Raw genomic sequence first — 13,373 nt, forward strand, 5'->3', positions numbered from 1 at the left:
CCTCCCTCATGGCGTGATCAGTTCCGACTCGCGAATGTCGGTGATGGCCATCCTCCCAGGCGCGTGCGCGATCGCGAACTCCGGACGCGATTGCATGACCATGGCCTGAGGCGTCACCCCGCAGGCCCAGAAGACCGGCACGTCTCCTTCTCGCAGGACCGGCGGGTCACCCCAATCCGGCTTGTCCAGATCCGTGATCCCGATCAGGCCGGGGTCCCCGACGTGAACCGGCGCGCCGTGCACGGCAGGGTAACGCGCGCAGATCCGCACGGTGTCGGGGACGCGATCGGCTGGAACACCGCGCATGGAAACGACGGTGGAGGACGCGAACATGCCGGCGGGCTCGCAGTCGATCGTGGTCCGGTACATCGGCACGGTGGTGCCAGCCGCGTTGTGCCGCATGTCGATACCGGCTTCGATCAGTGCCCGCTCGAAGCTGAAGGAACATCCGAAAAGGAACGCGACGAGGTCGTCGCGCCAGAGCCCCGAGACGTCCGTTTCCTCGGCGACCAGTGTTCCCCGCTCGTAGATCCGGTATGCGGGAACATCCGTGGTGATGTCGCCCTTGAACCGGCTGCTGCTCCTGGCTCCCGGATCGAAGACGTCGAGCAACGGGCACGGTTTCGGGTTCCGCTGCGCGAAGAGCATGAGGTCGAAAGCCTGCTCTCGGGGGACGGCCAGCAGGTTGGCCTGCGCCCATCCGTCGCTCCAGCCCGACGTCGTGCCGGTGTGTCCATTGCGGATCGTCGTCCGAGCCTGCTCCGGAGTGAACGAGCGCCACGTTTCGAGGTTCATCGGTGTCTTTCCTTTCACCCGATCACGTTCTATTGCAGCAGGGCGAAGACGGGCTCGAACGCCAGCACCGCGAGCACCCAGGACAGCGCGAGGCCCAGTACTCCCACGACGATGAGCCACCTCGGATAACGGTAACCCCTCAGAAGGTCGCGCCTGCGCCACGCGATCCACATGGTCACCGAGAACCCGAGGGGGAGTACGAGACCGTTGAAGCCGCCGGAGAAGACGAGCACCGTGACCGGAGCCTGACCGGCGAGCAGGAACACCGTGCAGCAGGCCACGACGAACGCCCCGACCGCGATGCCCTCGCGTTCCCTCAGGTGCCGGGAATAGGTCGAGATGAACGAGACCGAGGTGAAGGACGCGCCGATCACCGAGGTCATCGCCGCGGCCCAGAGCACGACACCGAAGATCTTGAACCCGATGTCGCCTGCCGCCGCCTGGAAGGCGTCACCGGCGGGGTTGTCGGTGACGTCGAGTACCGCTCCGGTGGACACGACACCCAGCACGGCGAGGAACAGCAACCAGCGCATGACGCCGGTCGCGATGACGCCGAGCGCCGAGGTGCGGGCGATTTCGCGCACCCTGCCCGGCCCGGAGATCCCGCTGGCCAGCAGCTTGTGCGCACCGGCATAGGTGATGTAACCACCGACGGTTCCGCCGACGATCGTCGTGATGGCAAGGATGTTGATCTGATCGGGAAGGACCGTCTGCAACGCCGCTTGATCGACCGGCGGCGAACTGACGATCGCCACGAACAACGTCAGGGCCAGCATGATCAGCCCGAGCGGAATGGTCGTCCGGTCCATGATGGACACGAAGTAGCGGTTGACGAAGATGACCAGCGCCAGAACGGTCGTGATGACCGCTCCCCAGCGGGGATCAAGTCCGAAGAGGACATTGAGCCCGAGCCCGGCCCCGGCGACGTTGCCCATGTTGGCGATGAAGCCGCACACGAACACGATGACGCTCAGCACGATGCCGAGTCCCGGAAGCACCCGCTGGGCCAGTTCCTGCGCGCGGAGGCCGGAAACACCGACCACCCGCCACACGTTCATCTGGATCGCGAGGTCCAGCAGGATCGAGATCAGGATTCCGAACGAGAACGCGGCGCCGAGCTGCTGGGTGAAGGTCGCCGTCTGGGTCAGGAATCCCGGTCCGATGGCGCTCGTCGCCATCAGGGCGATGGCCCCGAAGAACGGGACGAGGCGACTGACCGGCTTCGCCTTCGGCGATGTGGACGACGCGGCCGGAGTGGTCGTCTCGTGGGGCTCGACGTCACTCATGAGCGATCCCTTCTGCGGGAAGAGCGGAGGATTGAATCTCGTGACCTGACCACGCGGCGACACGCACGCCCTCGGATTCGAGGCGTTGCCGGACGGTGGTGGCCACGGATACGGCGGCTGGGCTGTCGCCGTGGAGCAAGATGGAGTCACAGGACATAGGCAGGGGAGTGCCCGTCACGCTGGTGACGACGCCCTCGGTGGCCATCCGCACGGCACGCGCGGCGACCTCGCCAGGGTCGGTCACGAAGGCGCCGGGCAGGGACCTGGCGACGAGTGTGCCGTCGTCGGCGTAGCCCCGGTCGGCGAAGCCTATCCGCGCGACCGGCAGCCCTTCTTCCTCGGCGGCCCTTGTCATCCAGCTTTCCTGGTAGGCAACCGTGAGCTGGGGGTCGAAGGCCCTGACCGCGCGGGCGACGGCGCGCGCATAGTCCTCACGAACCGCGGTCATGTTGCCGAGGCTGCCGTGCGGGGTCACGTGGTGAAGGCGGCGGCCGTGCGGCCGGAGGAAGGCGTCGAGAGCGCCCAGCTGGTACAGGACGTCGGCTTCGAGGTCGGGAAGCGGTAGCTCGATCGGGCGTCTGCCGAACCCCCGCAGGTCGGGGAAGCTCGGATGGGCACCGACGGCGACACCACGATCGAGACACAGCGCGACGGTGTCCCTGATGGTCGAGGGGTCACCCGCGTGGAATCCACATGCGACGTTGGCCGAGGTGACAATGCGCGTCAACGCGTCATCCTCTGTCATCGTCCATGCGCCGAACCCCTCGCCGAGGTCGGCAATGAGATCGATGGACCTCGACATGATCCTCCTTTGCCTGCGAACTGCCCACGCGACCGGACCGAGACGCGAGGAGCCGGTGAGGACCCATGGGCTACGGCATCGCCGGCCTCGATGGGTGCCATCCGGAGAAGCTGGGCTTGAGTGAGCACACCTTCACACTGTCAACGTCGAATGTCAACATTTGAACACGCGTGGCGGTGGGGGCACGGTTTCTTCCTGGTCAATCGCCCAGGCGGCCAAGCAGACCTTCGAGCGCCGACTCCACGTGCAGCTCGGCGTAGCGGCCGGCGGCTTCCACGTCGCCCGAGGTCAGGATCTTCGCGTACTCCGCGTGCTCGCTGACCAGCGAGCGGTCGTACCCCTTCTCGGGTTCGGTGCCGCGCAGAAGCTGGTACAGGCGGATCTGGGAGCGGATGGCCTGCCATGCGCTGGTCAGCGGGTCGTTGTCGGCCATGGCGTACACGGCGTCGTGGAATTCGAGGTCGGCTCGCACCACCTCGCTGCGCGCCGCTTCGTTGGTGACCGCGGAGCGCAGTCCCTCCAGTGCGGCGGAGACGCCGTCGCGCCGCGCCTTCTCGGTGGCGCCCTGTGCCGCGATGCGGTCGAGGCCCGCGCGCAGCCGGTAGAGGTTCCCCGCATGGTCGCGGGAAGCGGGAATTACCATGGCCGGCCGGTGCCAGCCGGTGCGGATGATCCCCTCGCGTTCCAGAATGGACAGTCCTTCCCGGACGGAGCCGCGGCTGACGGCCAGCGATTCGGCCAGCGCGCCCTCCCTGAGTTCCTCGCCGGGGCGGAAGGTCCCGTTCATGATCGCCTCGCGAATCATGTGGGCGGCTTCGGCCGCGATACCGCGGGTGCTGACGGGCCCGAGCGGAGCTGGCGTGCGCATGGCACGCAGTATGCCATGCCATTGTCAATGTTGAATGTTGACATTCGGGGCTGGTGATCGCACACTGGCTTCCACAGGTGAGCGGTTCTCGTGTTCGCTCCCGGATCGACCCGCGCGGCGGGCGAAGCGTCGAAAGGATGGATGACATGGCCGTGGCCTCGTGGCCTGCCCCGTACCGTTTCCAGCGTATGAGCGCTGACCACGCCCCCGGCCAGGAACGCAGCGAGGTTCCGGAGGGCCTGCGCCACGTGGACTTCTCCCACGGTGACGTCAGCGCGTTCCCGCCTCCGCCCGAGGTCGTCGACGCCGTCACCGCGGCGCTGCGCGACGGCGGCCGCTACGCGTACTCGCCCTACCGGGGACACCTGTTCGCCCGCGAGCTCATCGCGCCGCGACTGAGCGCGTTCCTTGGCGAGCCGGTCGATCCGGGTAGCGAAATCATCGTCACGCCAGGCACCCAGGGTGGGCTGTTCCTCGCACTCTCGTCGCTGGTCGAACGCGGCGACAAGGTGGCGGTCGTGGCGCCGGACTACTTCGCCAACCGCAAGATCGTCGAGTACCTGGAAGCCACGCCCGTTCCCGTCGAACTGGGATACCGGACGGCTGCGGGTGAACCGGCACTGCTCGACCTCGAAGGGCTCAGGGCCGCTTTCCAGAGCGGCGCGCGGCTGCTGGTGTTCTCCAACCCCAACAACCCGACCGGCGCGGTGTACACCCCGGGCGACATCGAGGCCATCGCGGGGCTCGCTGCCGAATTCGACGCTTTCGTGGTCGTCGACCAGCTCTATTCGCGGCAGATCTTCGATGGAAGGGCCTTCACGCACCTGCGCGCACACACGCGCGAGCGGTGCCTGACGCTGCTCGGCCCTTCGAAGACCGAATCGGTATCCGGTTGCAGGGTCGGTGTGGCGGTCGCTCCCGGCCCTGTCGTCGAACGTATGGAGCAACTACAGGGCATCGTCTCGCTGCGGGCGGCGGGCTACACGCAGGCGGCGCTCGAACCGTGGTTCGCCGAGACCGAGGGCTGGCTCGATCAGCGGATCGCCGCCCACGCACTGATCAGGGACGAACTGCACGAGGTCTTCACCGGCAGTGGTGACGTCGCCGCTCGCCTGACCGAGGGCGGCAGCTACCTGTTCCTCGACGTGCCTGCCGCGAAAGGTCGGATCGACGAGTTCGTCGCCCGGCTGCGGACCGAAGCCGCCGTCACCGTGACCCGCGGCCCGGAATTCGGGGACTTCCCGGCGTCGGTGCGCCTGAACTTCTCGCAGGACCACCAGGCCGCGGTCGACGCGGCGCGCCGCATCGCGGCGGTCGCCGCGCGCTTGTGAGTCGGCCGCCGCGCCGCGAGGCTGACACATCGTCGCCTTGCTTCGTCGCTGCCGCTGTAATCGTCCAATATGGATGAATAAGCCGCGGGTGAACGTTGCCGACGGCGGTGGCGGCAACGTTCACTCCTCGCGGGATTTCGAATCCGGATTCGTCACCAGGTGAGCTGGTGGCAGCCGCGCGCGTTCTCCGCTACCGGCTCGATTTGCAGCGTGGTGTGTTCGATGTGGTACTTCTCGGCGAACAGTCGCCGCGCGGCCGCGAGCACCTCCGTGTGGGCCGCCTCGTGGTCGGTGGTGAGGTGGGCGGAGGCGACGTCCATGCCCGAGGTCAACGTCCACACGTGTACGTCGTGCGCGTTTCTGATGCCGGGCAACGCTTCCAGCGCCGAACTCAGCTCGGCGAGGTCCAGTCGTTGCGGTGAGTGCTGGAACAGGATGCGCAATGCGTTGCGGCCGAGCCGCCATGCGCGCGGTACGACGAAAAGCCCGATCGCGGCCCCGATGAGCGGGTCGGCGTAGGTCCAGCCGGTGAACAAGGTGATCGCGCCGCTGGCGAGTACCCCGAACGAGCCCAGCATGTCGGCCATGACTTCGAGGTAGGCGCCGCGAATGTTGATGCTCTCCTTGGCTCCGGAACGCAGCAGCAGAAACGCGATCACATTCATCGCCAGTCCCACGGCCGCGACGACCATCACCGGCAATCCGGGTACTTCCACCGGTTCCCTGAGCGCGTCGATCGCCTCGTACAGGACCCAGGCCGCGACGGCAAGCAGCAGGATCGAGTTGGCCAGGGCGGCGAGTACTTCGCTTCGGTAGAGGCCATAGGTGTGCCCGGCCCTGCGGCGCGCCCGCCGGGCGACGGTGATCGCGATCGCCGCGAGCGTGACGCCGAATACGTCGGTGAAGACGTGTGCCGAGTCGGCCAGCAGTGCCAGTGACGAGGTCAGCAGGCCGACGGTCAGCTGGAGGACCAAGGTGACGGTGCCGAGCCCGACCGCGATCCACAGCCTGGTCAGGTACCGGCCGCCCGCCGAGACGGCCTGATCCGGCGTCAGTCCGTGTCCATGTCCGTGTCCGCTGTCGCCAGGCACGCCGGGCTCCTCTCCAATATTCATTCATGCATGCGAATGTGACTATATGTTGTGGAGGGTCGTCTGTCGAGAGCCGCTTTCCGGAATATCGGCACTCGGTGGCAGTTGTCACTCCGGGTCCTCTGATCGCGGTCCGCATGAGAATGTTCTGGGAGGTGAGGCCGTTGGTGAGGAGAGGAGCATTGCGTGCCGGGTCTGGATGAGAAGCTGGGTGAGATCTACGCCGAGGTCGTCGGGCGTAACCCGGGCGAGGCCGAGTTCCACCAGGCCGTGCACGAAGTGCTCGACTGCCTCGGCCCGGTGATCGCCAAGCATCCCGAGTACGCCGACAGCGCGGTGATCCGGCGGCTGTGCGAGCCGGAACGGCAGATCATCTTCCGCGTGCCGTGGGTCGACGACGCGGGCGTCGTGCGGATCAACCGCGGATTCCGGGTCGAGTTCAATTCCGCGCTGGGCCCCTACAAAGGCGGCCTGCGGTTCCACCCGAGCGTGTACCAGGGCATCGTCAAGTTCCTCGGCTTCGAGCAGATCTTCAAGAACGCGCTCACCGGACTGCCGATCGGCGGCGGCAAGGGCGGGTCGGACTTCGATCCGAAGGGCCGCTCAGACGGCGAGATCATGCGGTTCTGTCAGGCATTCATGACCGAGCTGTACCGGCACATCGGCGAATACACCGACGTGCCTGCCGGCGACATCGGGGTCGGTGGAAGGGAAATCGGCTACCTTTTCGGCCAGTACAAGCGGATCACCAACCGGTACGAATCCGGTGTGCTGACCGGTAAGGGCCTTGCCTGGGGCGGTTCCCAGGTGCGCACCGAGGCCACCGGCTACGGCACGGTCTTCTTCGTCGAGGAGATCCTCAAGGCGCGCGGGGATTCCTTCGAGGGCAAGCAGGTCGTCGTTTCCGGATCGGGCAACGTGGCCATCTATGCCATCGAGAAGGTCCAGCAGCTCGGCGGTACCGTCATCGCCTGCTCGGACTCGGGTGGATACGTGGTCGACGAGAAGGGCATCGACCTCGACCTGCTCAAGGATCTCAAGCAGGTGCGCAGGGCGCGGATCCAGGAGTATCCAGGGGAACGCGGCGGGGTCGCGAGGTATGTCACCGGCCGCTCGGTCTGGGAGATCCCCTGCGGCATCGCGTTGCCGTGCGCCACGCAGAACGAACTGAACGGCGCCGACGCCACCTCGCTCGCGGGCAACGGCTGCACCATCGTCGCCGAGGGCGCCAACATGCCATGTACCCCCGAGGCCGTGCGGGTCTTCGGCGAGGCCGGTGTGACCTTCGCGCCGGGCAAGGCGGCCAACGCCGGTGGCGTGGCGACCAGCGCGCTGGAGATGCAGCAGAACGCCTCGCGCGACACCTGGACCTTCGACCACACCGAACAGCGCCTCGCCGACATCATGCACGGCATTCACGACCGGTGCCTTGCGACCGCTGACGAATACGGTGCTCCCGGCAATTACGTCACCGGTGCCAACATCGCCGGGTTCAGCCAGGTCGCCGACGCGATGCTCGCGCTCGGCGTCATCTAGGACTTTTCCGGTTCCGCCGATGGTCGCGGCGGCGCCTCGGCTCGCCCGGTGGCGCGGCTGGCGAGCAGGTCGTCGACCCAGCGCGCCCTGGGATCGACGTCGACGAGCAGCGCCTTGGCCAGCAGGGTCAGCGGAATGGCGAGGATCGCCCCGAGCGGCCCCAGTACCCATCCCCACAGCACGAGCGAGAGGAAGGTCGCGATGGTGGAGATGCCGACGGCCTGGCCCACGAATCGGGGCTGGATGACCGACTGGATGACGAAGTTCAGCGCGCTGTAGACGACGATGACGGCGAGAAGAGTCTGCCAGCCGCCTTCGAGCAGGCCCAGTATGGCGGGCGGGGCGAGGCCGAGGATGAAGCCGACGTTGGGGATGTAGTTCGTGATGAAGGCCAGCACGCCCCACAGGAGAGGGAGTGGAATCCCCATGATCTCCAGGGCGATCGTGTCGAGCACGGCCACGATGAGTCCGAAGACGGTCGTCACGAACATGTACCGGCGGGTGCCGCGGACGAACCCGGAGATCGCCGACCCGATCGCGGGCCGGTCGGATTGAAGGGCGAGCTGCCTGGCTCCCGCTCCGGATGCCTCGATGCAGAAGAACAGCAGCAGCGCGAGCACGAAAAGGATGCTGGTTCCGATGCTGGTGACCGAGCCGAGCAGATTTCCGACGTAGCCGAGCAGGCGGTCGAAATCGAGTTGATCGGTGGCGGGGCGAAGCTGCTCCGGTGAGATGTTCCAGTGGGCGAGCAGCGACTTCAGCCCATCGAGGAGATCATCGGCCCGTTCCGCGTACGCGGGCAGCAATGAGGCCAGTTGCGCGATCGACACCACCAGGATGACGACGAGCGCGGCGACCAGGGCGTAGACGAGCAGAATGAGCAGGGCGGTCGCGATCCCGGCAGGGACACCGTGCCGCCGCAGCCACTGCGGTACCGGCCTGAGCGTGATCACGATGACCATCGCGAGGAACACCGGGGCGATGAGCCAGGCCCCCAGTTTCAGCCCGGCGATGATCACGACGAGGCAGGCACCCGCGATGAGGATGACCAGCGCGCGCGGCATGCCACTGGCGAGGCGTTCGGGCCCCGGGTTTCTCATCGCGACAACGCTAGAGGGCGCGGCTGGCTCGCGCATGGCAACCGGCCTCGCGAACATGGGAAATGAGTTGCGGTTCGATGGTGTGTTCGGCGAACATCATGGGCGTGCGAGTGGGTGTGGTGGGACTCAAGATGGGGCTCTACCTGGCGACGTGGGGCAGCCGGGTGGGCATGGACGTGGTGGTCGTGTGCGATGTGGATCCCGGTCTGCGCGCCGCCGCGAAGGAGCGATTTCCGGAGGCCGAGGTCACCGGGCGGTGGCAGGACTTGCTGACCAGCGGCCTCGACGGTGTCGTGCTCGCCAACGACTTCGACGCCCACGCCCCGATGGCCGCCGCGTTCCTCGATCGTGGCGTGAGCGTCCTGTCGGAAGCCGCGGCGTGCATCAGCGAAGAGGAAGGTCGCGGGCTCATCGAGGCGGCGGAGAATTCCTCCGCGAGTTATTCCTTCGCCGAGAACTACGTCTTCCATCCGCATGTCCGGCTCATCAGGGAGGCGATCGACTCGGGCGAGGTCGGGCGGGTGAGCCTCGTCGAGGCCGATTATCTGCACGGCATGTCACCGGACACGGTCGCGGCGCTGATCGGCGATCCGGCGCACTGGCGAGGCCGCATCGCCGCCACCGCCTACTGCACGCACACGGTCTCTCCGGTGCTGGCGCTGACGGATGCCTGGCCGACTGAGGTGACCGCGTTCTCCATCGACGAGGCCGACCCGAGGGCCGCGGTCGTGATGACGGTGCGCCTTTCCACCGGCGCGCTTGCCGTCACCCGCCACGGTTTTCTTCAGGGCGAACCGGACAGCCACTGGAGCTGGCTTTCCGTGCGGGGCAGTCGTGCCCTTGCCGAATCCGTCAGGGGACAAGGGGAGCAGGCGTGGTCGGTCAGGGTAAGGGCAGAGGCATGGGCCACCCCTGACGGTGTGACCCGCGACGAAATCCGGGTGCCGCCCGCGTTGTCCCTCGACGGAACGAACGTGGAGCGCTCGGCGGAGGGAACGGTGCGGATACTCCGGGCGTTCCGCGAGTCCGTCGAACGGAAGGCGCCACCGCTGATCGGCGTTCGCGCTGCCGTCGCCGCCTCGCTCGTCGGGGTGGCCGGTGCGCAGTCGCTGCGGAAGGGGTCCTGCCCGGTACCGGTGCCCGACCTGGGGTGACCGGCACCCGCCGGGTCAGGAACCGCGCTGCCGTGCCCGCACCATGCGCACGACCAGCGCCAGCAACGCGGCCAGCACCACGCCCAGCAGTACGGCGGCGTCGGAAACGGCGGAGGCGACGTCCCGCAGCCACACCTGCATCGAGAACTGGGCGTCCACACCGGACAGTCCACCGAGGCTGGCCGTGCCTTCGGTGAGCAGGAAGAGCAGGCCGACGCCGATGAACAACAGCCCGGAGATCAGGCTCGTGGTGTGGGTGTTCAGCGGCCCGATGCGCAGCGGCCGCCCGCGAAGCCAGCGTTTGCCGCCGAGATCGAAGCGGTCCCACGCCAGTGCCAGTACGAACAGTGGCACGGCCATGCCCAGCGCGAACAGTGCCATGAGGATCCCGCCGTACACCGGGTCGCCGCCCGCGGCCGAGACGGTGAGCACGCTGCCGAGCAGCGGCCCCGAACAAAAACCGGCCAGCGCGTACACGGTGCCGAGCGCGAACACCGAGGCGTTGGAGGAGACCGTGATCCGGGCGCTCGCCCGCTGTGCGGCGGCCGAGCCGAATCCCAGGCCGAGGATCGTCGCGATGCCAAGCAGTACGAGCAAGATTCCGCCCACCGTGGTGGCGATTCCGCGGTATCGCGTGAGCAGCGCGCCGATCGCGCCCACTCCCGCGCCGAGGGGAACCAGCACGACGAGCAGGCCCGCGTAGAACACCGTCGTGCGCCGCGCCAGCGTCCCCAGCCGGTCGAAGGCGTAGGCGAAGAACGACGGCAACAGCAGCGCTGAACAGGGGCTGAGCAGGCTCAGCACACCGCCGAGAAACGCGCCGAGCAGCCCGATCTCGATCATGGTGTGGTCGCGTCGATGACGGACACGAACGTGTCGAGTGGCTGGGCGCCGAGGATCGGCTGACCGTTGATGACGAACGTCGGCACGCTGGAGGCGCCAATGCCGGTGCCTTCTTCGACGTCGGCCTGGATTGCCGAGTCGTAGCGGGTCGAGTCCAGGCCAGAGGAGAAGCGGTCGAGGTCGGCGACTCCGGCCTCGGCCGCGAACTCGCGCAGCGCCTCGGGAGTGAGGTCGGGATGCCCTCGGTCGGGCGCCGCCGCGTGGACGGCGTCGACGAATTCCCAGAACCGGCCCTGCTCGGCCGCCGCGTGCCCGGCCCTTGCCGCGATCAGCGATTGTTCACCGAAGATGGGCAGGTCCCGCCACTCCATGCGCAGCACGCCCCTCTCGACGTAGCGCTCGACGAGTTCGGGGGCGATGTCCCTGGTGAACTTGGCGCAGAACGGGCAGCGGTAGTCTTCGTACATGATCATGATCACCGGCGCGGTCTCGGCGCCCAATGCCATGGGATCTCCCGGTTCTCGCCTGGCGAGGCCGGCGAGCGGGTGGGCGCTCGCCTCGGCGTTCGGGACTTCCGGTCCCGACCGCGGCGTTTCCGCCGCCGTGCTGTCGTCCGACCGTCCGATGGTGAGATAGAGGATCAGCCCCAGGGCAGCCAGTACCAGTGCGCCGACGAGGATTCCGTCGCGTTTGGACGTATCTCGCCGCGTTCGTGCGGTCATCGTTCTCCCACTCTGTTCGACCAATTAACTACTATGTAGGATAGTAGTAGATCGAGTTGAGGCGGGAGTGAGCCCATGTCCACAGTGGTTCAGCCGAACCGGTCGAGTGGCCTTCGATTCGCGCGAGCAGCCGCGATGGGAGTGCTGGCACTCGCGGTGGTGGCGGTGCCGACCGACATCATCGACACACCGTTGTTCGCCAGGGAGATTCCCGTCCGCTGGTGGGAATATCCCGTCGTCGGGCTCACCGTCGCGCTCACCGTCATGTGGTTCGCCCTTCCCGCGACGACCACGCGCGGGCAGGGGCGGCCGCTCGGCGGAATTCTGCTGACCGTGTTCGCGGTGGGCTGCCCCGTGTGCAACAAACTCGTGCTCGCCGCGCTCGGTACGTCCGGCGCGCTCGGCCTGTGGGCACCCTTGCAGCCCTTCCTCGCGGTCATTTCGCTGGCACTGCTCACGTTCGCCGTCATTCAGCGCCGCAGGCAGAGCACGTGCGGCACTGGATCCTGCGCTGTGGAGTCGCCGGAGTCGCCGGAGTCGTCCGATCCTCAGCCCGAAACGGCGAAGCAGTAGAGGGTGACCAGCAGCGCGACGGTCGCGATCGACACGACGGCCGGTACCGCCGTCAACGTCGCCGCGACCGCGTAACCCGCCCGGGCCGGGAGCTTCGTCAAGCGCGGGCGATGGCTTTCCAGCCACAGCAGCCGGACGCTGACCGCGTCCCGCGACATCGCGAGCGCCGTGCGGGGCGTCTGCCCAGCCGTCACCGCCAACAGGGCCGACCGTACCGGCGCCGCCCCGTGACCGCGGGCCGCTGCCGCGTCGGCTGCCAGTTCCACCAGTACGCGCACCGCGCCGGGTGCCCTGCGGCACAAGGGAATGAAGGGCAGCGCGGCGGCGATGACGTCGCAGGCGAGTACCAGCGCGTGATGGTGCCCTCGCAGATGCGCCTTCTCGTGTGCCAGCACCGCTTCGCGTTCACTCGCGGGCAACTGTCGCAGGCCGTGGGTCGCGACGATGACGCCGCGCCGTCCGCCGACGCTGTAGGCCATGGGGACCGATCCGTCAAGCCACAGCACGGGGCCCTCGGCGCGGGTCAGCGAGCGCAGCAGCCTCACGTGGTCCCTTCGTTGGCGCCGGGACCGCCGGACCCTGACCACGGCGACGATGATCGTCCTCCCGGTGAGCGCCAGCAGAACCGCGGCCGTGCCCAGCCGCGCGACGTCCGCCCACGCCACGCCGTCGCGGACGAGGATCGCGTTCACGCAACTGTCGGCCATGCCGACGAGGCCGTCCAGTCCCGAATCTCCAGGGATGGCGAGGAGGAGACCGGCAACGGGAAGGGCCAGCGCCACGACGAGTACCGAACTCGTCCAGCCCGTGAGCGCGAGGCCGGGCCGCACCAGGGGAGTGGCGGCGATCCGGAGGTAGAAGGGCGCGAGGAAGCCGATGAGGAAGGCAGCGGCCAGCAGCCCGAGCGCGAGTGTCACGAGAGCTTCCCCTTTCGCAGCGCCCTGCGCAGGATGTCCGTCTCCTCCGGCGTCGCCGACTTGGCGAAGTGGAGCAGCACCTGCTCGGTGTCACCGCTGGAATACAAGACCTCGCGCAACAACCGGGCTCCCGCTTCCTCACGCGACTCCGCGGCGGTGTACTCGTACGCGCGCCCCGACTTGCCGCGCAGCACGTATCCCTTGCCGTGCAGGTTGTCCAGAACGGTCATCACCGTGGTGTAGGCCAGCGGGCGAGCAGTGCGTTCGAGCACTTCCCGCACTCGCAGCGGTTCGTCCGCCGCCCACAGCACATCCATGACCTTGACTTCGAGTTCTCCGAGACCGTGCACGTGTC

14 protein-coding genes are annotated in these 13,373 nt (G+C 67.7%); 4 read left to right on the top strand and 10 right to left on the bottom strand.

Going from position 1 to position 13,373, the window contains the following annotated elements:
• Positions 1-6: 6 nt before the first annotated feature.
• The 4 genes from BAY61_RS12910 to BAY61_RS12925 all read right to left on the bottom strand — a co-directional run bounded on the left by BAY61_RS12910 (position 7) and on the right by BAY61_RS12925 (position 3,751).
• Entirely contained in the window at positions 7-795 is a 789-nt protein-coding gene (locus BAY61_RS12910) for a putative hydro-lyase (protein WP_091797468.1), read from the bottom strand.
• 29 nt (positions 796-824) lie between these two features.
• Positions 825-2,081, bottom strand: a complete 1,257-nt coding sequence (locus BAY61_RS12915) for an NRAMP family divalent metal transporter (protein WP_091797471.1) — start codon at positions 2,079-2,081, stop codon at positions 825-827.
• Positions 2,074-2,883 (bottom strand): LamB/YcsF family protein, encoded by an 810-nt coding sequence (locus BAY61_RS12920; protein WP_091797474.1) that lies wholly within the window; start codon positions 2,881-2,883, stop codon positions 2,074-2,076. The genes BAY61_RS12915 and BAY61_RS12920 overlap by 8 nt, the downstream gene beginning before the upstream one ends.
• 199 nt (positions 2,884-3,082) lie before the next feature.
• Positions 3,083-3,751 carry a GntR family transcriptional regulator gene (locus BAY61_RS12925; RefSeq protein ID WP_091797477.1) on the bottom strand — a complete coding sequence of 223 codons (669 nt, stop codon included), beginning with the start codon at positions 3,749-3,751 and terminating at the stop codon, positions 3,083-3,085.
• Between the two features lie 188 nt (positions 3,752-3,939).
• Here BAY61_RS12925 and BAY61_RS12930 point away from each other — a divergent pair, with 188 nt between their 5' ends.
• Positions 3,940-5,082: an aminotransferase class I/II-fold pyridoxal phosphate-dependent enzyme gene (locus BAY61_RS12930; protein ID WP_245866054.1), complete on the top strand. Its 1,143-nt coding sequence runs from the start codon at positions 3,940-3,942 to the stop codon at positions 5,080-5,082.
• 152 nt (positions 5,083-5,234) lie between these two features.
• On the opposite strand, the gene BAY61_RS12935 is transcribed toward BAY61_RS12930, so the two are convergent.
• Positions 5,235-6,173, bottom strand: coding sequence for a cation diffusion facilitator family transporter (locus tag BAY61_RS12935; RefSeq protein ID WP_245866056.1), 939 nt, complete (start codon positions 6,171-6,173; stop codon positions 5,235-5,237).
• Between the two features lie 195 nt (positions 6,174-6,368).
• On the opposite strand from BAY61_RS12935, the gene gdhA reads away from it, so the two are divergent.
• The gene (gdhA, locus tag BAY61_RS12940) at positions 6,369-7,709 is read left to right on the top strand and encodes an NADP-specific glutamate dehydrogenase (RefSeq protein ID WP_425439989.1); all 1,341 of its coding nucleotides are present in this window, start codon (positions 6,369-6,371) and stop codon (positions 7,707-7,709) included.
• On the opposite strand, the gene BAY61_RS12945 is transcribed toward gdhA, so the two are convergent.
• Entirely contained in the window at positions 7,706-8,809 is a 1,104-nt protein-coding gene (locus BAY61_RS12945; RefSeq protein ID WP_091797489.1) for an AI-2E family transporter, read from the bottom strand. The genes gdhA and BAY61_RS12945 overlap by 4 nt on opposite strands.
• Positions 8,810-8,913: 104 nt before the next feature.
• On the opposite strand from BAY61_RS12945, the gene BAY61_RS12950 reads away from it, so the two are divergent.
• A complete protein-coding gene (locus tag BAY61_RS12950; protein WP_091798857.1) occupies positions 8,914-9,963 on the top strand; it encodes a Gfo/Idh/MocA family protein in 1,050 nt (349 codons plus the stop codon).
• A 15-nt stretch (positions 9,964-9,978) separates the two neighbouring features.
• Here BAY61_RS12950 and BAY61_RS12955 read toward each other — a convergent pair whose 3' ends face one another.
• Together BAY61_RS12955 and BAY61_RS12960 are read right to left on the bottom strand one after the other, a co-directional pair.
• Positions 9,979-10,806 (bottom strand): cytochrome c biogenesis CcdA family protein, encoded by an 828-nt coding sequence (locus BAY61_RS12955; protein ID WP_091797492.1) that lies wholly within the window; start codon positions 10,804-10,806, stop codon positions 9,979-9,981.
• A complete protein-coding gene (locus tag BAY61_RS12960; protein ID WP_091797495.1) occupies positions 10,803-11,528 on the bottom strand; it encodes a DsbA family protein in 726 nt (241 codons plus the stop codon). The genes BAY61_RS12955 and BAY61_RS12960 overlap by 4 nt, the downstream gene beginning before the upstream one ends.
• Before the next feature lie 75 nt (positions 11,529-11,603).
• On the opposite strand from BAY61_RS12960, the gene BAY61_RS12965 reads away from it, so the two are divergent.
• A complete protein-coding gene (locus BAY61_RS12965; protein WP_091797498.1) occupies positions 11,604-12,101 on the top strand; it encodes a hypothetical protein in 498 nt (165 codons plus the stop codon).
• Here the strand turns inward: BAY61_RS12965 and BAY61_RS12970 are convergent.
• Together BAY61_RS12970 and BAY61_RS12975 are read right to left on the bottom strand one after the other, a co-directional pair.
• Positions 12,077-13,018, bottom strand: coding sequence for a M56 family metallopeptidase (locus tag BAY61_RS12970; RefSeq protein ID WP_091797501.1), 942 nt, complete (start codon positions 13,016-13,018; stop codon positions 12,077-12,079). The two genes, BAY61_RS12965 and BAY61_RS12970, sit on opposite strands and share 25 nt — an antisense overlap.
• Entirely contained in the window at positions 13,015-13,368 is a 354-nt protein-coding gene (locus tag BAY61_RS12975; protein ID WP_091797505.1) for a BlaI/MecI/CopY family transcriptional regulator, read from the bottom strand. Before BAY61_RS12975 ends, BAY61_RS12970 begins: the two co-directional genes overlap by 4 nt.
• Between the last annotated feature and the right edge of the window lie 5 nt (positions 13,369-13,373).

Source organism: Prauserella marina (assembly GCF_002240355.1).
GTDB classification, from domain to species: Bacteria; Actinomycetota; Actinomycetes; order Mycobacteriales; family Pseudonocardiaceae; genus Prauserella_A; species Prauserella_A marina.